Source organism: [Flexibacter] sp. ATCC 35208 (assembly GCF_001975825.1).
In the GTDB taxonomy this organism is placed as follows: Bacteria; Bacteroidota; Bacteroidia; order Chitinophagales; family Chitinophagaceae; genus Chitinophaga.
On the sequence record NZ_MTKN01000070.1, the window covers coordinates 18,623 to 42,608 of the forward strand.

Annotated in this window: 15 protein-coding genes; 10 read left to right on the forward strand and 5 right to left on the reverse strand. The window is 43.1% G+C overall.

Translation table 11 applies throughout. The features are described from left to right. Positions 1-13: 13 nt before the first annotated feature. The 8 genes from BW716_RS29690 to BW716_RS29720 all read left to right on the forward strand — a co-directional run bounded on the left by BW716_RS29690 (position 14) and on the right by BW716_RS29720 (position 11,450). On the forward strand, positions 14-1,141 hold the full coding sequence (locus BW716_RS29690) for an endo-1,4-beta-xylanase (RefSeq protein ID WP_083729703.1): 1,128 nt from the start codon (positions 14-16) through the stop codon (positions 1,139-1,141). A 221-nt stretch (positions 1,142-1,362) separates the two neighbouring features. Further along, the gene (locus BW716_RS29695; protein ID WP_083729704.1) at positions 1,363-4,530 is read left to right on the forward strand and encodes a TonB-dependent receptor; all 3,168 of its coding nucleotides are present in this window, start codon (positions 1,363-1,365) and stop codon (positions 4,528-4,530) included. A gap of 18 nt (positions 4,531-4,548) precedes the next feature. Continuing rightward, positions 4,549-6,333, forward strand: coding sequence for a RagB/SusD family nutrient uptake outer membrane protein (locus tag BW716_RS29700; protein ID WP_083729705.1), 1,785 nt, complete (start codon positions 4,549-4,551; stop codon positions 6,331-6,333). Between the two features lie 133 nt (positions 6,334-6,466). Continuing rightward, positions 6,467-7,717: a hypothetical protein gene (locus tag BW716_RS29705; RefSeq protein ID WP_083729706.1), complete on the forward strand. Its 1,251-nt coding sequence runs from the start codon at positions 6,467-6,469 to the stop codon at positions 7,715-7,717. A 30-nt stretch (positions 7,718-7,747) separates the two neighbouring features. Continuing rightward, the gene (locus BW716_RS29710; RefSeq protein WP_083729707.1) at positions 7,748-8,761 is read left to right on the forward strand and encodes a non-reducing end alpha-L-arabinofuranosidase family hydrolase; all 1,014 of its coding nucleotides are present in this window, start codon (positions 7,748-7,750) and stop codon (positions 8,759-8,761) included. A gap of 114 nt (positions 8,762-8,875) precedes the next feature. Next, a complete protein-coding gene (locus BW716_RS36455; RefSeq protein WP_143709111.1) occupies positions 8,876-9,115 on the forward strand; it encodes a hypothetical protein in 240 nt (79 codons plus the stop codon). Between the two features lie 307 nt (positions 9,116-9,422). Beyond that, positions 9,423-10,478, forward strand: a complete 1,056-nt coding sequence (locus BW716_RS29715) for a hypothetical protein (protein WP_083729708.1) — start codon at positions 9,423-9,425, stop codon at positions 10,476-10,478. Between the two features lie 12 nt (positions 10,479-10,490). After that, positions 10,491-11,450, forward strand: coding sequence for a hypothetical protein (locus BW716_RS29720; protein WP_083729709.1), 960 nt, complete (start codon positions 10,491-10,493; stop codon positions 11,448-11,450). Positions 11,451-12,166: 716 nt separating this feature from the next. Here the strand turns inward: BW716_RS29720 and BW716_RS29725 are convergent. From BW716_RS29725 to BW716_RS29745, 5 genes are all read right to left on the reverse strand, one after another. After that, positions 12,167-15,268: an efflux RND transporter permease subunit gene (locus BW716_RS29725; protein ID WP_083729710.1), complete on the reverse strand. Its 3,102-nt coding sequence runs from the start codon at positions 15,266-15,268 to the stop codon at positions 12,167-12,169. Between the two features lie 6 nt (positions 15,269-15,274). Next, the gene (locus BW716_RS29730) at positions 15,275-16,345 is read right to left on the reverse strand and encodes an efflux RND transporter periplasmic adaptor subunit (RefSeq protein WP_083729711.1); all 1,071 of its coding nucleotides are present in this window, start codon (positions 16,343-16,345) and stop codon (positions 15,275-15,277) included. 1 nt (position 16,346) lies between these two features. Beyond that, positions 16,347-17,690 carry a TolC family protein gene (locus BW716_RS29735; RefSeq protein WP_083729712.1) on the reverse strand — a complete coding sequence of 448 codons (1,344 nt, stop codon included), beginning with the start codon at positions 17,688-17,690 and terminating at the stop codon, positions 16,347-16,349. 84 nt (positions 17,691-17,774) lie between these two features. After that, entirely contained in the window at positions 17,775-18,470 is a 696-nt protein-coding gene (locus BW716_RS29740) for a LytTR family DNA-binding domain-containing protein (RefSeq protein WP_083729713.1), read from the reverse strand. Further along, complete coding sequence (locus BW716_RS29745; protein ID WP_179091328.1) at positions 18,464-19,393, reverse strand: sensor histidine kinase; 930 nt, start codon at positions 19,391-19,393, stop codon at positions 18,464-18,466. Before BW716_RS29745 ends, BW716_RS29740 begins: the two co-directional genes overlap by 7 nt. 469 nt (positions 19,394-19,862) lie before the next feature. Between BW716_RS29745 and BW716_RS29750 the strand changes: the two genes are divergently transcribed. Continuing rightward, positions 19,863-21,161: a hypothetical protein gene (locus tag BW716_RS29750; protein ID WP_143709112.1), complete on the forward strand. Its 1,299-nt coding sequence runs from the start codon at positions 19,863-19,865 to the stop codon at positions 21,159-21,161. A gap of 220 nt (positions 21,162-21,381) precedes the next feature. Next, the gene (locus BW716_RS29755) at positions 21,382-23,877 is read left to right on the forward strand and encodes a cation-translocating P-type ATPase (protein WP_083729716.1); all 2,496 of its coding nucleotides are present in this window, start codon (positions 21,382-21,384) and stop codon (positions 23,875-23,877) included. The last annotated feature ends 109 nt before the right edge of the window (positions 23,878-23,986 follow it).

Genomic DNA, 23,986 nt, shown 5'->3' on the forward strand with positions numbered 1-23,986 from the left:
AAAGTCAGGCATTATGGATAAAATAATTTCCTTTGTCCTTATAGTTTTTACCTGTTGCATTTGTACAGGTAGCAACAGCCCGTCTTATACGGGCAAAATTCCTTCCCTGAAAACCGTCTTTAAAGAGGATTTTATGGTGGGTGCCGCCCTTAACAGGCACCAGATAAATGAGACTAATCCCATGGCAACTGCATTTATATCCTGGCAGTTTAATACCCTCACGCCTGAAAATGACATGAAGGCTGCATTGATACACCCGGAATGGGCCCGGTATAATTTTACAGAGACAGATAAGATCATTTCTTATGGTCAGCAGCACCATATGCAGGTTAATGCACATACGCTTATATGGCACAGCCAGTTACCCGCATTTGTATTGCAGATGCATGATAAGGATTCGCTGCATCAGTTCTTTAAAGACCATATCAGTATTATTGCCTCCCGGTATGACGGGAAGGTGTATTCCTGGGATGTAGTGAATGAAGCCCTTAATGAGGACGGTACAATGCGTAAATCCTTATTCCTGAGATACCTTGGCGATGATTATGTCGTGGAGGCATTTCAACTAGCAGGGAAGGCTGCCAGGCATACAAAATTATATTATAATGATTACAACATAGAACAGCCCAAAAAACGTGCGGGGGCGGTGGCGCTCATCCGGAAAATTCAGGCAGCGGGTACCCGTATAGATGGTGTAGGTATACAGGGGCACTGGCACCTGGGAAAGGTTCCTTTAAAGGATATTGAAGAGAGTATCCTGGAATTCTCTGCTTTGGGAATTGATGTAATGTTCACAGAACTGGACATCAGCGTATTGCCAGATCCCAAAGGTGTAGAAGGGGCAGACGTTAACCAGCAGAAAGCGTATAACAGTATACTGAACCCCTATTCCGGTTCTCTGCCTGACAGTGTACAACAACAACTGGCCGGGGATTACGAGAATTTATTCCGGCTTTTCCTGAAGCACAAAGCTAAGATAAGCCGGGTCACCTTCTGGGGTGTCAATGATGGTGATTCCTGGTTAAATAACTGGCCGGTGCCAGGCAGAACAAATTATCCTTTGTTGTTTGACAGACAATTCAATCCAAAAATGGCTTTTAATAAAGTAGTAGCACTTCAACCCGGTACTGGAACAAAATAACGACAACTGATACAACTGTAGCCTAGAAATTTAAAGCATCAATGTTATGAATTAACTGCCTTCCATCGGGAAAACACCTGGTACTGATGGAAATATCAACCTATTCCCTGCTACAACAGTAGAACCGATTTATATATGCCTTTTACGGCATCAGGATCCCTGCGCCCTAAGCATGCAGGGCGGGGACTACATTTTTTAGAAAACTGAATAAAACCACGATTATGAATTTTTCTTTTACGCATCACTTACAGAAGATGTCGCCCTCATTCAGCCTGCTGTTGAGGATAACGATGCTGCTATTTATTTTCATTTGGAGTAGTTCTTATGGGGTAGGACAACAAATTACCGTCAGCGGCCGCATTACCGCCGAAGATGGCAATGTGGTCCCTGGAGCCAGCATCCAGGTGAAAGGCACAAAAATGGGCGTGCTCAGTAACGACGAAGGGTATTATAAAATCAACACTCCTGCTACCGCTACCTTAATCATTACTTCAGTAGGATTTATGAACCGGGAGGTAAACGTGAACCGGCAGACCGTCATCAATGTTTCAATGAAACCCACGGTCAGCGACCTGGAACAGGTGGTGGTAATTGGATATGGAACGGCAAAAAAGAAAGATGTAACAGGAGCCACCGTATCTGTGAAGGGAGAAACACTCCGGGAATTGGGGAGTCCAAACGTGTATAACCAGCTTCAGGGAAGGGCTGCTGGGATTGACATTGTCAACAATGGTTCCAGTATAGGCACCGGCGGTGAGATCAGGATCAGGGGAAACCGCTCCCTGGCATCAGGTGCTTCAGCTAATAATTCGCAGAATGGCCCCCTGGTGGTGATAGATGGTATACCGCTTTCCGGCGGCAGTATAAATGATATCAATCCAAATGATATCAGTACGATCGATGTGCTGAAAGATGCTTCTGCTACTGCCATTTACGGTTCCCGTGGATCAGGTGGGGTGATTATCATTACTACAAGAAGAGGCCGTCCGGGGAAATCTGTTACCAGTTACGATGGCTATATCGGCTTGTCAGAAGCTGTGAATACATATAAACTGTTTAGCGGACAGGAATATGCCGCCTTCAAGGACGCAGCCAAGGAGGGCCAGCCTAATCCCAATAATCCCAACCCCAATGCACTAACACCCATTGAGCAGGAGAACCTGGCCAATGGTGTAAATACTGACTGGCAAAAACTATTGCTAACTACCGCTATCCGCACAGACCATAATGTGAGCGTAGTGGGTGGCAATGAAACCACACTATACAGCTTCGGGTTTGGTGTATTTCGGGAAACAGGTATCATACCGGATCAGCGATTCGACAGGGGATCCTTTCATATCGCTCTTGATCACAAAATGAGTGAACGCTTAAAAGTTGGACTCACTACCACCAATACAATGAGCTGGGCCAATCGTATCAACACCAGCGCTTTGGGTTCAGCAACGAGACTGAGCCCGCTATACCTGCCGTACAATGAGGATGGCAGTATCAATTTTCAACCTGCCATACAGCAATCCAATGATGCGCAGCAGATCAGCCCTCTCACATCTATCGGAAACAATGATAAGATAAAAGCCCGCACCCGCCGGTTCAGAACATTGACGAATGTATATGGAGAGCTCGAGATCATAAAAGGATTGAAACTGAAATCCAGCCTGGCACTTGACTGGATCCAGACAATGAACAATAACTATAATGGACCCGGCACCGTATTTAATACCAATACAACTACAGCAGGTGCTACCCTTAGTCAGTCAAACAACGAGACATGGAGTTATACTTTCGATAATTCACTTACTTACGAAAAGACTTTTGCAGAAAAGCATAAAATCCAGGTGACAGCATTGCACGAAGTGGTAAAGAACTTCAATCAAAGTCAGCAAATCAACGGACAAGGTGTGCCGGCAGACTATATCCAGGATTATAATTTACAATTAGCGAATTCACTCACGGCGGATCCCTCCGGTTACAGTAACAGGGGATTGTTGTCTTATATGGGACGTATCTTTTATACCTATAATGACAGGTATATGTTAACGGCTACTGTGCGCGCAGATGGCGCTTCTGTACTAGCTCCCGGCAACCAGTGGTTTACATATCCGGCCATATCAGCAGGCTGGAACATGGCAAACGAAGAATTCATGCATGATGTAAAATGGATAAATAACCTCAAACTTCGTGTAGGATGGGGTGTCAGTTCGAACCAGACCATTGCGCCCTATACAACAATAGGTAGTCTTTCTTCCAATTTTTACAATTATGGGTCAGGTACCTCAGCCAATATAAACTATGTATCAGGGTACCTGATCAATACGTTGCCTAATCCGAAGCTTACGTGGGAATCTACGAGGGGATACAATTTAGGCCTCGACTTTGGTCTGTTTGACAACCGTATAAGTGGTGCAGTAGAATATTATAATGTCAATACAAGGGATATACTTTTAAGCAAGGAATTACCAAGGAGCAGTGGGGCCAATTCTGTGCTTGTAAACCAGGGAAAGACAACAGGACATGGGCTGGAAATCACACTTAGCAGCCTGAATGTAAAAAACCGTAGCGGATTTACCTGGAGTACAGATCTTAACTTTTCCATGGCAAGAGAAAAGATTGTTGCATTGCAACCAGGATTAAAGCAGGATGTTGGTAATGGTTGGTATGTAGGGCAACCACTGACAGTTATTTATGACGTGAAGAAAACAGGTATCTGGCAGTTGAACGAAAAAGACCAGGCGGCTACTTATGGTGCTGCCCCCGGCGATATTAAAATTCAGGATGTGAATGGCAACGGTACTATTGGTGCCGAGGATCGCCAGGTAATTGGCAATTTTCAACCCAATTTTGTATTTGGTTTCAATAACAGGTTTACCTACAAAAATTTCGATCTGAACATTGTGACCTTTGGCCGTATAGGCCAGACTGTGGTAGTTACCTATCTGACTGCTGACGGTGGTGCAGCTGGCTATCCATTCTTTATGAACGGCCGCGTAAACCAATACAAAGTTAATTACTGGACACCCGATAACCCTACCAATGATTTCCCACAGCCTGATGCCAGCAGGGATGCATTGCAATATACCTCCACCTTGTCTTACCGGGACGGGTCATTTATAAAGGTCCGGTCTATCAACCTGGGATATAACCTCCCTTCGAAGATCACCGGTAAAATGGGGCTCAGTTCTTTGCGGTTTTACCTGGCAGTCCAGAATCCATTTATCCTCTGGGCACCATTGGTGCGGGATGGTCTGGGTATAGATCCGGAAGGTAATGGAAATGGTAACGCAGTCGGATCTACGGCGGGAGGGACCCCAGTGGTGGCCCGTGCTATCACCGTTGGTATGGGTACCCCTCCTACAAGGCAGTACATGTTTGGTGCTAATGTGAAATTTTAATCCTGAAATTAACTTATTATGAAATTCAACATAAAATTATCCGGGCTACTTTTATTGTCATTACTTACAGTGTGTGCGGGTTGTAAAAAAATACTGGAAGAACAACCCCGTGCTACAATCGATCCTGCTTATTTCAAAACGCCGGAAGGCTTAGAGGGCGGTGTGGCCGGTATTTACTCGTCTTTTCGCAGTTTTTGGGGCACACAGATTTTTACGCAGCTGTTCAATGGAGGCACTGATGAAATGATCAGGGGTGGAGCAGCAGATGTGCAGCATAACTTTACCTATTCTCTGCTGATGAAGAGCAATACAAACGATTACAGCGGTTTTTGGAATTCCCTTTACATAGATATCAATACCGCCAACGGAGTCTTGCAATTCGGACCGGAAGCGAGCATGGATGAAACTAAGAAAGGGCAGCTCCTGGCCCAGGCAAAATTTCTCCGGGCATTTTGTTATTTCCAGCTGCTTACAACTTTTGGGGATGTGCCTTTGCATCTTACATTCAACACCAACGTTTCAGCAGCTGATAGCAGGGCACCCATTGCTGAGGTGTATGATGCGATCATCAGCGATCTGAAGGAGGCTGCTGCCAGTCTTCCCGATCAGCCATCCGCCGGATTGGGTAAACCAGCATTCAAAGCAACAGCGCTGTACCTGCTTGCAAAAACCTACTTGTGGAGAGGGTGGTCTTCAGCAGCAAAGGGAAGTGATTTTACAGATGCATTTAACACTGCAAAGAGCATCATCGATAATAAAAGTGCTTATGGAATTGATTTATGGCCTGTATTTGCGCAGGGTTTCCTGGAAGGTAATGAATATGGAAGGGAGACGCTTATGGTCATTGAACATACAAAAGACCTGAAATTCGGCGAGAACTCACAGACGGGTACCGGCGCATCTAACCTGAAAGAAAACAAATCCAACTTTTTTTTCCGGCCGAACTATCCGACAGTGAATGCCAATTATCCTGCTACAGGAGGTGCTTATGTTTGTGTAAGAGATGTACAAAACGGCCGTCCATGGCAAAGAATAAGGCCTAATATGCGCTATGTACTAAATGTTGCTTTCGCCAACAGGGCCACGGACTCGAGGTATAACGGTTCATTTCAAACCATTTGGTTGTCCAATAGTGTAGCTGCATCGGGGAAAGGTACAACAGGTGCAACCACACCCAGGGGAACCCTTGTGAATGGCATAGACACAGCCATCTGGATGGCAGACAGGATTGTGACACCTGCTGAAAGAGCAGCATTTAAGGGAATTATTTTTGAACCGGATTACCTGCCAGGTGCCACCGTACCCTATACCAGTCTCCTGTATCCATCTTTAAGAAAATGGGATGATTCAACAAGAGCCGATATGAATGATTATTCTGACAGACCTTATATCCTGTTCCGCTTTTCAGAAGTATATCTCATCGCCGCTGAAGCAGCACTGAAAGGTGGCGGTACATTGCAGCAGGCGGCAGATATGTTAAATGTGCTCAGGGTGAGGGCGGCCCGCATACCAGGGCAAACTGATGATCAGTATGCGGCAGCCATCACTGCACAGACAATTACAGCTGCAGAGGTGACACTTGATTTTATCCTGGATGAGCGCACCCGTGAACTGTATGGAGAATGCAACAGGTGGTATGATCTTTCAAGAACCAAAACACTTGTTGCAAGGGTTCAAAAATATAACGATGAAGCAGCTGCCAATGTCGTAGCTGAACATATGTTGAGACCTATTCCTCAGCAGCAGATAGACCTGGTCACAGAAGGACCTGCATTTCCTCAAAACCCATGGTATAGCAATTAACAAGTATAACCATCAAATTGAAAAACCATGAAAGAAAACCCACCCATCTAGCGGCATATGAAAGGCTCACACAACTCGTGTGGGCCTGATAACAGCCATTTGAAAAACAGTTGATTAAACTAACAATGTAACTATGAAAACAAACCCTTTTCTCAGCAACCTGGGAGTATCTTTTCTTTCCCTCATTTTAATGATTAGCTCCTGTACAAAGCAACCGGCAGCAGATGTATCTGCTGCAGACAATAAGCAGAGCGGTGATTTAAAAGCTGCAGCAGATGTAAGTGTGATGGCAACAGCGACCATCGATGCCAACACTTTCCAACAAACTATCCAGGGATTTGGTGGAATGAGTGTGCCGATCTGGATAGGCGATTTAACAGCCGATCAGCGAACAAAAGCTTTTTCCACCAGCAGTGGTATCGGGATGAGTATTCTGCGGGTAATGGTCCCTGCCAATAGTAGCCAGTTTGCAGCCGAAAAGGCAACAATCGATGCTGCAAAAGGTTTTGGTGCAAAGGTGATCGCTACTGTTTGGAATGCCCCTTCTTCCATGATGGACGGTGCTTACCTGAAGGCAAGTTCATGGAGTGATTTTGCAGCACATTTAAGGGCTTACACACAGGCCGTAGGAGGTGTCTATGCATTGTCTCCGTGGAATGAACCCAATTACCTGGCATCAGAATGGATGCATGCTTCTGCTACAGAAGTGGCAAACTTTGTGGCGGCATATGGTGATAACTGCGGTGCTCCGATCATGGCTCCTGAACCATTTAATATGGATCAGACTTTTATCAATACTTACCTGAGCAATGCAACTGCGAAATCCAAAACACTGTTCGTCAGCGGCCACATTTATGGTAAGACACCTTATAATTTAGGCAATATTGGCAAATCAGTATGGATGACAGAGCATTACACAAATTCTTCTATCAGTGGCAATGACTGGCCCAATGCTATGAATGCTGCTAAGGAGATTCATGATTGCATGACAGCTGGTTGGGCCGCTTATGTATGGTGGTATATCCGCCGGTTTTATGGTCCAATTGACGAAAATAGTGCAATCACCAAGGTAGGATATGTGATGGCGCATTTTGCCAGGTATGTTCGGCCGGGTTATAGTAAAATTGCCTGTGCGGCCAATCCCAGCACCGGTATATATACGACTGCTTACAGGAACGGATCAAAAATTGTGATCGTAGCTATCAATACCAATGCAGCTGTAACCTATCAGCCATTCACAATCAGTGGTGTAACAGTTAGTAGTTTCAGTCGTTATGTAACAACGAGTTCCTCTAATCTTGCAGCAAGTACGCTGAGTATTTCAAATAATGCATTTGGCATTAATCTGCCCGCATCCAGTATAACAACCCTGGTTTCGAACTGATCCTATTCTTTCAGCATAATTGTTACAACTATGAAACAGTTACAATACATAGCTGCGGTGGTTACATGTTTGCTTTTGTGTGCTTCATGTACCAAAAAATCATTGGATGGCGCAGGTGGAGTAACGGATAAAAACAGGGTGGCGGCTACTGCCACAGCAATAGCCAATCCTACCTGGTATGCAGATGCGAGATGTTTCCTGGATGGTCCTGCAGGAGCATTCGACGATCTGGCGGTGAAGGATCCTTCCATTGTTTACTCCGGTGGTAAATATCATCTCTATTACACAGGTCGTGATAAAGGAACCGGGGGTCTCTGGCGGATGGGGTATGCAGCTGCTACTTCTATTGCCGGTCTTAAAACTGCCAGCCGTACTTATATGAGTGCATTGAATGCAGGTTCATATTTCTGCGCGCCCCAGGTATTCTGGTTTCCGGCTAAGGGCAAGTGGTTCCTGATTTACCAGAGTGGACAAGGAGCTTCTTTTTCAACATCCACAGATGTTGGCAATCCCGGTTCATGGACACCTGTAAGTAGCATGGGATTTACTGATGGCATTGATTTCTGGTGTATTTCTGATGGCACCTACATGTATTGTTTTTATTCTGCCCAGGATGGGTCACGTACTATAAAAAGACGCAGAACTACCGTGGCTAATTTCCCATATAACTGGGAAGCGCCGACTGTAGCAGCCACTAGTACATTTGAGGCAGTGCATGTTTATAAAAGCAAGGCAGATGCTAAGTATTATATGATCGTAGAAGACATCAACCGCTATCAGGAGCTATGGACAGCCAGTTCGTTGGGAGGTACCTGGACACAGGTCGCAGAGAAGTGGGCAGCGAGGGATAATCTCCGGTTCCTGTCAGAAGTATGGACAGACCAGGTCTCTCATGTAGAGGTGATTCGTTCCGGTACTGACGATAAATTGGAGATCGATAATATTGACAGATGTCAGTTATTGATACAGGGTGTGCCGAATGGAAGCTATGGCGACTATGGTAATATCCCATACGATCTTGGAGTGATCAGAAATTATCAATAAAATACAATAATATACAGGGTAAACAACGCAAAAGAGCAGCATCCAAAGTAGCTACATTGAGCGTTGTTTATCCTGTATTATCGTCATCCATACAATTGTTGGAAATATCCACATATGAAGTATTTATTTTTATTGCCGGCTTTCCTTTGCCTATTTATATTGACTGATTATTCCCAGGAAATTGTTCAACAGGCACCAGCGGGTTTTGATTCCCTGCATGCAGGTATTGCTCACGGTACTATTGATACTGTTAGTTATTCCTCCAACACTGTTGGTGTAAAAAGAAAGGCCCTGGTATTACGCCCGCATAAGCGGCTAACTATTAGAAGTATTTGCCGAAAGGAACATAGTTAGTAGGCGCCATAGCAAATGGTGAGGTTCCCATAAGCACCTGTTCCTGCTTGGGGACCCCGAGATGCCACTGGACTTGATGAATAAGCTTGTGAAAGGATGGAGGCAGGATACGGTGGCTCAATTACCTCTCCCATCAATTACCGAGTCTACTATTACAAGTAATATTCTACCCCAAAAAATACAGTAAATTGCTCCTCATAAGGGGAACCAATACAATTACTCCTATTTCTTTCATGCTGTACCTCTCTGCCTATCAGCCTGGAAAGTGTAGCAATTCTTCAAAAAAATAAAAACAAACACCCAAAAAATGAAAACTACAATCTCCCTGATTGTTTGTGGGGTGGCCTTTGTCCTGTACTGCTGTTCTTGTCAAAAGAATACAGACACCAAACCTACCTCAACGACCACGTCCTCCAAAAAAGTAATGGTAACCCTCCAGCCCGGAGGTGAATTTACCGTCGATCAGTCTGCCAGAAAGACAAACGGCAGTATTACCGCCAAAACAATTCGGGATAGCACTTACTATTCAGTCGAGATATGGAACGGTTCTACCAAATATGCATTAGGTATCTTTGACAACCTCGACTCTATCCATTTCATGCTCGACCCTGCCTATACCTACAAAATTAGGCTGGTAGTATTGCAAAAAGGCACCGGTCCCGGATTATATTATGATCTTTATCAATGGGGATCGTTGTATGGCAATACAGAGGATGACGGCAAACCCCTATTCAACTATCCCATTGGTGGCATCCTGCAAAACCATATGGATTACACTCCCAACATTCCTAACTACGCTTATGGATTTGGGGAAAATGGCACCGATTATCAGACCTATACCAGTGATAGCACCAACGGAATCGTGACCCAAAGCTTAGGAGAAGCCACTACCTACGCCGGAGATGTACAAGGTTACACCGTCGATACTACCCACCCCAGCATCACCATTCCCATGCGCCGGCTGGTATTCGGTATTAAATACATCTGTCCCCAGCTTACGCAGGGACGACTGGTAGTCACTTTCGGCTGGCCCAATTATTTACCCGGGAAAGTATTGTATCCAAACACAATCGACAATAATCTGAGCATCTATTCTGCCGTTGGATTCTTAACAGCAGATACCTTAGTAATGGATGATGGCATCTATGATATCAGCGCAAGCATCAAATGGGAATTACCTGATGGCCGGACTTACAACATAGGTAGTAGCACGACTGCACTCCCTACGCCAGACCGGAATCACCTCCTCAACGTGAATATCACACTGCCCGTACTGGACAGTAGTGCTACTTCAGGCAATAGTACGCTAAGCCTGAAATATTCAACTACATCATGGTCAACAAATACTCCTATCAGCTTCTAAGCAAGTTTCATTATGAAAAATTACCTACTCATACTGGCAGCACTTTTTCTATCCTGTAAAAGAGATGCTACCACGCAGCCTGCTACTCCTCCCATTACTGCTGAAAAGGTGACTATACACTTGCAGCTTAGTGGCGACATTACTACCAGCATAGGCGACCTCCGCAAAGCATGGATCGCCGCCAGATCTGCCTATGACAGCACCATTTATGGTGTGAATATCAGAACAGGTCAGGGCACATTATACGCGCAGGGATTATTTGACAACACTGATAGCATCAGCATTGATCTGCTGAAAGACAGCTCCTACATCGTCAATGTAGCTGCTATCAAAAGAGGCAGCAGCCTGGGATTGTGGTGGCAGCTTTCTACAGATGGGTATAAGCAATATGCCTATCCTATACATCGTACCCTGCGCAATCGTATGTTCTATGCTGCAAATGAAACAATGGAAACAGGTTTCATTGACTCTCTGAACAATATGAGTATCGTAACCGATACCCTTACAAACACATTTGCTAAATACCCCTTGTCAGAAGCCGATACTTATTTCGGCAGCACTAACTACACCGCCCGCGATTCAAGCAATACGACGATTAGTCTACAGTTAAAAAGACTGGCCTTTGCCATCCGCTATGATATCCACAACCTGACCAGTGGATATTTACAAGCTACCTACGGCGGACAAATGATCCCCGATACCATACATACAAACGATACTCTCCCCATCCAGATATACACTGCTGATCTTTTCAGAACACAGGATTCTATCCCCGGTGCACAGCTACAGGTCACACTTACCTGGATCAATGGAAGTGGAAATGCGGTCGTATTAGGTACCAAACCAATCCGGCCAAAACGTAGCTCGCTGACAGCTATCTCCGTTTTTCTGACTACAGATTCGTTGAATGTAACGCCCAATTTTCAGTTGACAGATACTACCTGGACAGGAACAACAGATTTCGATTTTTAAAAACGCAATAAGGGCTATCATCAGCAGTGAAATGAAGATAGCCCCTTTTTTACACCATTCCATTGTTGCAAAAAAACAATCAGGTAGTCAATTTATAAAACCATGTCTTCACTAGCAGCTCATCCAACTGTGTTGTATAGGAATTAAGTCTTGTTTTTCTGGCAGCAGTATTTACGGAGTGGGTTCAAAGCTGTTCGCTACTGTCAAAACCTACCCAGTGTCTGGGCAGGGAATGATTCAATAAATTGAATAAGTGCAACGCCTTCTATGCTTTATTGACCACCCGTGCCTGAATTTTAATAAAGGAGCCAACATTGTCACCATTCGTTGCCGGCATTGTGATTTCGTGGTAGGTTAGCCCGATTAATCAATGAGCCAGGTTGTATCAATCAGATCCATTAAAACATACTGAAAGAAATGATTAATAGGAGCTATAACAAAAATTGTATAATCACATCGTCAACTGATCAAATCCAGTGATGTGGATGGGTATTATAATCCAACTAATCTGCCCACAAATGGAAAATAATCGAATAAAACAGTGAAACAAATCAGTATTGAATAAATCTATTTTACCAGCCAATAACAAATATGCCCGCCCTTGACAAGGCAGGCATTCACTTGCATACTGTTTTACGAAAAAGAGCCATTCAACCAGTCTTACACCATGGAATAAATGGCTCTTTTAATTAAAACCATATATCAAAAAAATGATCTTATTTTTTACTAAATAATTTATTTACCCTTACTCTCCAGCCTTCAATTATCATATATACACAGGGTACCAGTATCAGGGTAAACATCATGGAGCTCGTCAATCCACCAATGATCACCCAGGCCATTGAACCTTTCGTTTCCGAACCTGCGCCGGTAGACAGTGCCATGGGCAACATGCCGAATATCATGGCCAGGGTAGTCATTAGAATCGGGCGAAGTCGTTCTTTACCCGCTTCTATAAGTGCATTTTTTACAGGTAATCCTTCTCCTTTCTGTTGATTAGCAAAATCGACTATTAAAATAGCATTCTTCGCCACGAGACCTAACAGTAGAATAATACCTAATAAAGAAAATATATTGATCGTTTTCAGCGTAAGGGCCAGGGCCAGGATAGCACCTATCAAAGCCACCGGCAATGAAAACAGGACTACGAAAGGATATACCACGCTTTCGTACAGGGCTACCATTATCATATACATCAGTAGTATCCCGATTCCGATAGCCAAAAAAAGATTTTTGAATGAATCTGTCTGGTTTTTATTCATTCCCTCTTCTGAGACTTCTACCCCGGCCGGCAATTTTACTTTTGCCAGCTTTGCCTTTATTTCCTCCATAATGCTACCTGCCGGCCGGCCTACCGTGGCTGCATCTATTTCCATTGAATTCATCCTGTCCTTTCTCTCCAGCACGCCCTGCATCTGAATCTCCTTTATCACTGCAATTTCATTGAGAGGAACGATGCCACCCCTGTCATTATATATATTCAGGTTCCGTACATTGGAGATATTACTTCTGTCAGCATTATCCATCTGCAGGTTAATATTATATTCCTGGCCACCTTCCCTGTATTTCGTATTGTCATTACCTTTGAATGAATATTGGATAGCAGTACCTACATTCTCCACAGATACACCCAGCTGTGACATCTTATCTCTGTCCAGCTGAATGGAAATTTGCGTTTTGGCTTCTTTGGTACTATACTGTACGTAGTCAGCTCCTGCTGTGCCGGCAACAATCTGCTTCACAATCGCTGCTGCCTTTGAAATGGAGTCCCTGTTATTCCCCTTCACCGCCATCTGCACACCATAAGATGCATTACCGGTGATGCCGGTTAGTTTAATGGTTGGTTTTACACCTGGAACTGTATTGATTTCTTCCCGTAGCAGTTTCCCGAAGTCTTCTGTTTTAATCTTCCGTTCTTTTTTGTCTACCAATGTGACCGTCACCTCTGCCAGGTTACTGTTATTGGAAGCATTTGAGCCAATGCTCGCACCGGACTGACTGCCCACATTTGAAAATACATCCTTCACTTCCGGATGTTTTAAGATCAGCTCCTCTACCTGTGATACCACCTGGTTGGTCTGTTTCAATGAACTTTGTGAAGCCAGGTCCAGCTGGATATTTAATTCTCCCCTGTCACTCTGCTCCATAAATTCGGCACCAAAAAATCCCGCCGGTACCAATGCAATGGTACCTATAATGAGGAATGTGATAAAGATGATGATATATCTTTTATGCGTCAGTGACCAGTTCAATATTGTGACGTAGAACTCCCGCAACTGGTTGATTAATGACTCAAACCAGCCGTTAACTCTCCCCCACACCGTATCATTTGTAAAATGACTTAGTTTGCCCCACCTGGATGCCAGTAAGGGCGTTAATGTAAATGCAACAAATAAACTGAGCAGGGTGGAGAAAACAACTACCAGGGCATATTCTTTCACGATGTTTCCAATGATCCCACCTGCCAGTGCTAATGGAAGAAAAACAACCACGTCCACCAGTGTAATGGCAATGGCGGTAAACCCGATTTCTTTGCGGCCATCGATCGCAGCACTCCGTTTATCTTTCCCCATTTCAAGGTGCCGGTAAATGTTTTCCAGTACAACTATACTATCATCTACCAGGATCCCTACTACCAATGACAAACTCATAAGTGTCATCATGTTTAGGGAGAATTTGAATGCCCACATCAATATAAAGGTCGGTACCATGGCAGACGGGAGCGCTACCAGTACAAAACTTGAGCTGCGAAGGCTATGCAAAAAGAACAACATCACCAGTGCCACAATCACAATCGCCAGAAATATATCTTCAATTACCGCATCTGCCGATTCCAGTGTATATATCGACTGGTCAGAGGCGATATGGTACTGCAGGTGATTATCTGCATATGTTTGTTTTAATGTTTCCAGTTTTTTGGCTGCCAGCTGACAAACTTTCACCGTATTGGCATCAGATTGCTTTTTAATCTCTATACCGATCGCAGGCCTTCCATTCAGACGGTTCAGGGTGCTTTCTTCCTCATGCCCATCTGTAACCGAAGCCACATCACTCAGTAAGACCCTGCTTCCATCCTGGTTCTGCCTGACAATAACCTGCTTTAATTCTTCAGGACTTGATACTTTTGCATTCAGATCAATAGAATACCGTGTCTGGTTATCGGAAAGAGACCCCGCAGGATAAGTTGCACCACTGTAAACAACGGCCTGGTTGACCTCACTGATAGACAGGTTGTAGGCTTTCAGTTTATCATTATCCAGCATCACATTGATTTGCTGCTCTATGCCCCCCGTAATATCTACCTGTGCGACCCCGGGAATATTGGTCAACTGTGGCTTCAATTCATTATCAACAAAGTCATACAGCTTGGTATCAGACAGTGAAGAAGTCAGACTGATCTTCATAATAGCCTGATCATCTGTACTGAACCTGGACACAACCGGGTCATCCGCATTATCCGGAAGACTTGACTTTATCTGGTTTATTTTCCTTTCTGCATCCAGCTGCGCCTGTTTTACATCGGCATCATTTGTCAACTCTACAGAAACGCTTGACGCACCCTCCTGAGAAGAAGAACTCACCCTGTCAACACCCTCAATTGCGGCTACCGCATCTTCTATCGGTTTAGTCACACTGGTCTGCACCTCCTCTGCCGAAGCGCCGGAGTAGGAAGTGGTTATACTGATCATATTCGTCTCGAACTTCGGTAGCAGGTTATAATTCAGGCTACGATAGCTTAGGTATCCAAACAGTAGTAAACATGCAAATATTACCGTAATGAATAGTGGACGTTTTATTGAAAATTCTGTTAAACTCATACGGAACTATTTGCTTTTGTTGATCGCATGTACGTTATTTCCTGATACGATATTAATAAGGCCACTGGTGATTACAACCTCTCCTTCAGACAGTCCGCTCAGTACCTCAATCATATCATTGTTTTCCCGGCCAACCGTAATTTTTACAGCGACTGCTTTATTATTCACGATGGTATAGACATATGGATTTTTTGCACCTTCAGCCAGTGCAATTTTGGGTATCTGCAATGCATTCACTATCTCATTTTCCATCAGGGTGGCTTTCACATATAAACCTGCTTTTAATAGATGACCGTTGGTATTGTCTACCACCAATTCTACTGTAAAATTATGGTTGTCATCCCCTTTGGGGCTGATGAAAGCAACCGTACCATGAAAGACCTTTCCCGGCAAAGATTCGGTCGTGATCACCGCCTTTTGACCGGCCTTTATTGCCATGATCCTGGATTCAGGTACATAAATCCGAGCCTTCAAAGTAGTTGTATTGACCATGGAAGCAATTGCTCCGCCCGTGCTTACATATTCACCTGCTAATACTTTCTTTTCTATAATAGTACCTGAAACGGGTGAGATAATATTGGCTTTACTGATAGTGGCACGTAGCTGATCAGCTTCCAGTTTTTTACTGTCCAGGTCATACCTGGCATCATTGACCGCATTTGCATTGGTAGCATTCCCCTGTAATAACACTTTGTTGCGTTCATAATCCCGTTCCAGCTTTGAAATGGATAATTCTGTCGAACTCAGTTTTATTTTGTTCTCCGTCATGTCGATGTGTCCAACCACTTGTCCCTTGTTGACATATGAACCAAGTTCTATATGCAGTACATCAATACGACCTGAGGTCTCGGCGGTAATGGTACCTTCATCCTTTACAATGAGAGTAGCCGGTAATTGTAAGGTGTTGGATAAAGGTTGTTTCCTCACAGTATCTGTAAGTACATTGACCGCTATCTTTGACCTGTCTTCCGGTTTTTTATCCTCATCCAGTTTCTTTTTGTTCTTAGTCAGTGTTAGGAAAATAATACCGACTACAACAACTGCAACGACTATAGTTATTATTCTTTTTCCAGTCATATTATTCAAGATTGTTAACGTAATTCAATAAACTGCCGTTTGCCTTTTCCATGGCTACTTTGGCATTGAGGTAATCTATCAGGGAATTAATGTAATTACTCTGAGATTCTTTGTAGGAATATTCTGTGTCCAGGTACGATGAAAGATCTGTTTTCCCTTCCTTGAATTCTACGGTAGCTTCAGATAGGAGTTCTGACGCCAGTGAGAGATTTTCTTTATTTTTTATCAAGGTCGTATAGGAGCTATATAAGTTCGCATTCGCATCCTGGAAATCAAGCTTATATGTTCTGGCATTTAACGCGGCAGTCAGCTGCTGATTGGTCAGTGCGATTTTACTTTGCTGGTATTGACTTTGCTTTTTGAACCCACTGAAAATAGGCACACTTAGCTTCATGCCTATGACAGAATAGTCAAACCAGTCATTAAATGCATCTGAACACTTCGTTCCATATGCATTTACTCCATACTTTGCATACAGGGAAAGCGTAGGAAGGAAGGCGGCCTTTTTCTGTTGTGCAGCAATCTCCTGCTTACGCAGTTGTTGTAAATCAATGTTATAATCAGTAAGCTGGGTTAATGGTAAATTGGTGAAGCCAGGTGATGGCGCTGATTCATCGAATTTGATCCGGGTGCTGATCGCTACTTCCGTTTCAAGATCAGCCCCTATTTCTTTTTTCAGCTGGTTTAAAGCCAGCCGGTAGTAATTTTCATTTGAGCTGATTTCGGTCTGAATATTATTCAGGTCCACGCGGGTTTTATCGTACGAGCTTTTCTTTACTACACCCTGTTCATACCTAAGTTTCAGAATTTGCTCGAGTTGGAGATATTCTTTTTCATTCTCTTTCAGTAACCGGACTTTCTCTGCGTAGGACAATACGTTGTAATATGCCTTCACGGTATTATATACAATTAGTTCCTGCTGTTTTCTTAAATTCAGATCGGCCAGGTCTTTGTCTGTTTTCGCGGATTTTATATTCAGCCAGTTAGCTTTATCAAAAAGGGTTTCATCGGCTTGCAGGTAAGCCCCCGTGCTATACTTACTACCCATCTGCAAATGAAGTTCTTTTTCTGAGAGTGCGCCGGCTGGGATGACGGACGTTTGCAGTTTAAGGTTATAATCAAATGACGCATTGCCACTGACCGTCGGTAATAGTACCGATTTACTTTCCCGGATGGCTTCTTTCGATGCTGTTACTTTGTTTGCATAGATGAGGGAATTTTCATGATGGCCGAGTGCAAACTGTATGCAATCTTTAAGCCTTAACGTATCTGCCTTTTCCTGTGCTGCACTGTTGGCCTGAAAAAGCAGCAACCATGAAACAAAGCCAAGCATCATTCTTTTCATATAATTTTAATTGATGCTCAAAATTAGGGTGGCAGGGGAATGGTTGCAAAATAATCGGGTGAACCCATGAATAATAATGGAGAATCAGCTATTCTTACTTTTAAGGATCTGGGCTATGTTCGTGCGATATGTATCCCCGATAGGAAGTGAGATATTTTTCAGTTGCACTATTTTACTATTATAGGATACGATATCACTGACAGGGATAATGAAAGAGCGGTGTATTCTAAGGAAAATCTGCTGGGGAAGTTTCATGGCGATCTCTTTCATGGACATTAAGGCGATGATAGGTTTGGATTCCTGGCGGGTAAATATCTTGACATAATCATTTAACCCTTCCACATACAGGATTTCCGATAGCAAAATATTTTTTAACTGGTATTTATGCCGGATGGTAAGAAATGACTGAACATCCGGCTGTGTGTTCTTCATTCTTAACAATACCCGGTTTACGGATTGTTGTAACCGCTCCGGGTCTATGGGCTTCAACAGGTAATCGACCGCGTCCAGCTCAAAACCTGCCACCGCATAATTGCTGTAGGCGGTAATAAATATAACCGGAGGTTTCCTGGTGAGCGATCTATAAAAATCAACGCCGTTGAGATCCGGCATTTCAATATCAAGAAAAATAAAATCTACCGGGTAGTCGGATAGATAGTTCTTCGCTTTTTCCTTGCTGGTAAAAGTCTTAAACAATGTCACCTCTGGAATGAGCTGTATGTACTCTTTCAACACATCTAACGCCAGTGGTTCATCGTCAATTGCAATACAACTTAACATAAAAGGTCAATTTTTAACTCCACATAATATTTCCCTTTTCTGGCAAGATGTGAGAGCGAATACTTGCCGGGATAGGTCATATCCAATCGTTTGATAGAATTGCTGATGCCAATACCCGAGTAAAAAGAAGGCATATTATTCTCATTTATATCATTGATACTGGAAAAGAAAACATAATTGTCAATGTAATGGATATCTATAATTATGCTGCTTTCCACTTCTGAAGAAATCCCGTATTTAAAAGCATTTTCTATAAAAGGTATGAACACCAGCGGAAGTATATTTACCTGTGACATATCACCTTTTACAGTGAGAGATACATGATTGTTTTCACTGAGTCTCATTTTCTGCATTTCAACATAATTCGTTACATAGTTGACCTCTTTTTCGAGTTCTACCAACGTATTGTCGGAATCATATAGTACATACCGCATGAGGTTAGATAATAATAACACCGCCTTAGGAGCCATTGGCGACTTTTTAATGATCATTGCATAAATTCCATTCAGGGTATTAAAAAAGAAATGCGGATTCAATTGCTTTTTTAAATATACAAGCTCTGTTGCTTTTATTGTATTCTCCAGCTCTTTTTTTTCCTCCCGCATTCTTTTCCAGTCTTCAGAGAATCGCATGGCAAATGCCAGCACTAACCCCATGGCAGACATAAGGATAGTGCCTATGATGAAATTTGATGGGCGGATATCAGGATTATGTCCGTAAAGGTAGTCAAGAACGACATTTACTAAATTGGGTGTTGCTAAACAGGCTAATGCAATGGGAATAGTGTAAATTATGTATTTATAATAATTTCCGGAAAGTATGAACCTTGGTATTAGCAGGCTGTAATTGATATAAAATACAAATACTGCAAATAAATTGTTGACGATGATTGTCACCCGCCATTCATCCGGTTTAATTTTCATGGGGAAGTCGGGAATAATGAATAAGGGAGCATAAAAAAATGCTGCTAAAAATAACACATGAACTATTATTGTGATCAATCTTGCTCTCATCGGGGGAAAAGTAAAATTTTCAATCATCCAATGTAAAATTAATCGATTAATCCACCAATTTACCGGTAAATATGCTACCGCTGATAAACTCGTTTATTTCCTGCCTGCAATGCTTTTTATTCTCCCTGACAATCGGTTGGTTTACCCATTTTTTTGTTGAAGAGTTAGTTTCACTAATAGATTTGTAAGATACGATCTACAATTTATGAAGTACTTCCTACAAATCATTTTTTATTGTCTTTTAGTTTCCTTTGCTTATGGCCAGTTACCTGCAACACAAAAAATTCTTATCATTAAAAATCTTCAATCAAAGGTTTGTGATACTATAAAAACAGGGAGCTTCATAAAATTATGGTTCTGGTCAGATAAAAAGATAAAGATGGAACAACCCCTCACCAGGACTGATTTTAACAGGCATACCTATTACGTTGAATCAGTACTGATCGGTGTAACTGACTCATGCCTTGTATTTGTTAAACGGCCGCCATTTATCCCTATTCCTATTCCTGTTAAACTAGGGGCGCCAAGCTTTGACAGTGTTAAATTTACAAATATCAGGGCCATAAAACCCCTGAATAGAAATGTAGATGCCGCTGCGAAGGGAGCAGCCATGATGCCGGTGATGTCCTTTTTACCGGAATATTTTTCTTCTTCCCCCGGTATCTGGATCATGATGCCATCTATGCAACTGGCTACTACTTACTTTGGCGATGCCATTTTCCCTTATCATCATGTAAACAAAGAAAAGAGTAAATATAGCCTGCTTACGGGGGAAATTCCGGCTGATACGATGTATTATGTTCAGAAAAGGAAAATGAACGGTGATAATGACTACGAATGGGAAGTTGAAAGACTGGCACGGTATGAAAAAATGTATAATCATCTACGAAAGGAGATGACTGACCAACTGCTGGATTCCTATTTAAGCAACAAGGTCATCAGTATTACATTTGGTAATACCTATATTCCGCGTAGTTATCAAACACCTGAGGATGTGAAAACGAGGATAAACATCGCAGAAAAGAAATTTTACTTTGGTATAGCCTCTGAGAGTTTTATCTCAGATAGACATCGGATAGGAACGGAGATCCAGATGAATAGAACAGAACGGTATATGGCCCTGATTGGCAGTAATGGTTCCTCGATCAGTGCAAGCACCGGGTTTATTTTATCAAATTATTCCTATTTTAAATGGGGGCTGGGCGGAATTTATAGCAAGAGATATAAAGCGAATCAGTGGATGAAGATTAGAGCACTGGATGAGGAAATTGCGAAAGAGAATGATGAAATCGAACTTGGTTATCTGAATAGCCGGAGAAGTTTCCTGAGAGGCTTGTTAGCCGCAGAACCAAGACCTTATTTGATGTTGGGAGTGGGGGCCGTAAATACTACCCTGATTAAAATAAAAGGAACCATGGCTGATATTGACGCCAAGGATTATTCGCAGAAACGTTTTTCTATGGAAGCGGGGGTAGGTATGTTTACCAGGGCAGGCAAAAGATTCGCCTATGATTTGTCTGTTAAATACTTGTGGACTCCTAAATATGATCCTTATATCGGGGGGCTGGAGCGGTATAATGGATTTAGGGTACAGCTGAATATCGGGTATATGATGGGACCGGCATTTGCCCGGTATAAAAGAATGTTGAAACAGGTGGGAACGAACCGGGAGCATTAACTTCATAGAGGAACGGTATTGTCAATCTTTGGGCCATTGTTGGGGTATTGGTCCCGGACTTTCGTGAGATGTATGCGTTTGAAGAATTATAGCACCTCATAGAATCGATCTTTACCTGGCATTAAGAATCATCTCCCTTGATGAGTCTAGTCATTTCATTTCCCCCCGGAATTTACTAACTTACCTAAGTCCTCCATCCAATACCAATAAATCAGCCGGCATGAAAAACGTCAATTTAGAACCAGGTTTTTCAGGTTTGAGAAACATGGACGTACCTGCACTTGTCAGGCAATATGGTAAAAACCAGTTCATAGCAGCCAGGGAACATGGGTTTATCAGAATGGTCTGGGAAATAGTGAAAGAACCTATGTTTCTTATGCTTCTACTTGCCTGCCTGCTATATTTCATACTGGGAGAGGTAAAAGAAGGACTACTTATGCTGGCTGCGATGGTTTTTGTCGGAGCTATTTCCATCTTTCAGGGGGTCAAAAGCTCCAAAGCCCTGGCGGCGCTCAAACAATTCACACAGCCAAAGGTTACCGTAATCAGAGATGAGAAAGAACAGACCATATTCTCGGAGGACCTCGTACCTGGCGACATATTGTTGCTGGAAGAAGGTAACAGCATCCCAGCCGATTGTACAATTGTACACGCCAATGATTTGAGTATCAATGAATCAATTATTACTGGAGAATCTCAGCCGGTAGATAAAAGTGCAGCTGAGGGGCACAACCTGCTTTTCCAGGGCACCACCATCAATTCGGGAAGTTGTTACGCAATCGTCACTGCCATTGGCAATAGCACTGTTCTGGGAAAGTTAGGGAAATCCATCACAGCTATTTCAACCTCGGGAACGCTGTTGCAAAATCAGATCGCGCAATTCGTGAAAATTATGGCGGCCATTGGTTTTATCACCTTTGCTTTAATCTGGTTAGTTAATTATCTTCATTCCGGAAGTATTATTCAAAGCCTTCTGTTAGGTCTTACCATTGCGATGGCCGTTATACCAGAAGAAATTCCTGTGGCATTTTCTTCATTTATGGCACTCGGGGCATTCCATATGTCAAAATTAGGCATTATAACACGACAACCGTTAACTATAGAAAATCTTGGGGCTGTAAGTGTCATTTGCCTCGATAAAACAGGTACCATCACCGAAAATAGGATGGAAGTCAACAGTATCTATGATTTTGAAAAAGACATTACAGAAATTATAACGCCGGAAAGTGCTATTAAGAGCGATAAAGTGCTTCGATACGCGAGGTTGGCCAGTGAACAAGCGGCTTTTGATGCCATGGAAAAAGCTATCATCGCCGCTTATGAACGAGTTCCCCGGGAACAGGCCGAAAAGGAAGAAATGATCCGGGAATACCCGTTAAGCGGCGTGCCACCCATGATGACCCATGTTTACAGGATGAACGGCCACCTCATTGTTGCAGGAAAGGGAGCTCCAGAGCGAATCCTGGCGGTCTGTAAAATGTCCCCGGCAGCTATCGAAAAAGTAAATGCTGTTATCAGCAGTATGGCAGCCAAAGGACTTCGGTTACTGGGCATTTGTTCCGCCACCTTCACCGGGAAGGATTTCCCGGAACTGCAGCAGAACTTTAACTGGCAGTTCGAGGGCCTTCTCGCTTTGTATGATCCTCCTAAACAGGGAATAAAAAAGGAATTTGACCAATGGTATGCCGCAGGCATAAAAGTAAAGCTCATAACAGGCGATAATAAAGAGACTGCTATGCATATTGCTAAGCAGGTCGGCATGCAATTGAATGGTGCCGCTATCACGGGCGAACAATTAATGACCATGACGTCAGCCGAAATTGGCAAAATAGCGGGGGAAGTAGTTGTTTTTGCCAGGATGTTTCCAGAGGCCAAGCTGAAGATCATTGAAGCATTGAAAGAAAACGGCGAGACCGTTGCCATGATGGGAGACGGTGTGAACGATGGCCCGGCCCTGAAATCAGCCAATATAGGAATAGCGATGGGGGGCAGGGGCACGGAGATCGCGAGAGAAGCTTCAGACCTTATTCTCACGGATGACCGCCTGGAAAAAGTAACTGAAGCTATAAAACAGGGAAGAAAGATCTACTATAATCTGAAAAAAGCTGTTCGCTACATCATTTCCATTCATATACCGATTATACTTACGGCATCCCTTCCTTTATTACTGGGTTGGAGGTTCCCTAATATCTTCACCCCCATTCATGTGATATTTCTTGAACTGATCATGGGCCCAACCTGCTCCATCTTTTTTGAAAAGGAGCCGGTAGAAAGCTCCATTATGATCCGGCCACCCCGCAAGGAATCTCAAAGTATATTCACCGCGAAGGAACTGCTGATCAGCCTTATTCAGGGTTTCGTCATCGCATTCGGAATCCTTTCCCTGTACTATGGTTTTATGCAAAGCGGTTATACAATCGAATACGTGCGCACAGTTATATTCCTTACGCTTGTAATCAGTAATGTATTTCTCACTTTCGTCAACCGGTCTTTCCAGGAAAATGTTTTCAAAACCTTTCGGTTCAAAAATAATTTGGTCCCTTTTGTCTTGTCTGCCTCGCTGATTTTTCTGGCAGGAATAGCTTTTATTCCGTTTATACAGCGTGCGTTTCAATTAACCCGGATAAGCGCGCGGGATTTTATACTTTGCGCGGGGGTAAGCCTGATTATAACAGGATGGTTTGAAGTTTATAAAACGCTTGTAAAAAAGAAATAAAGTTTGTTTCACCTTACCAGTCAAACTCATATATACTGGTAAGTAGCCGTATCATTCGGATATTATTTCTTTTTTCTGAAATAACCTCTTAATGAAGTTGTTTATACTT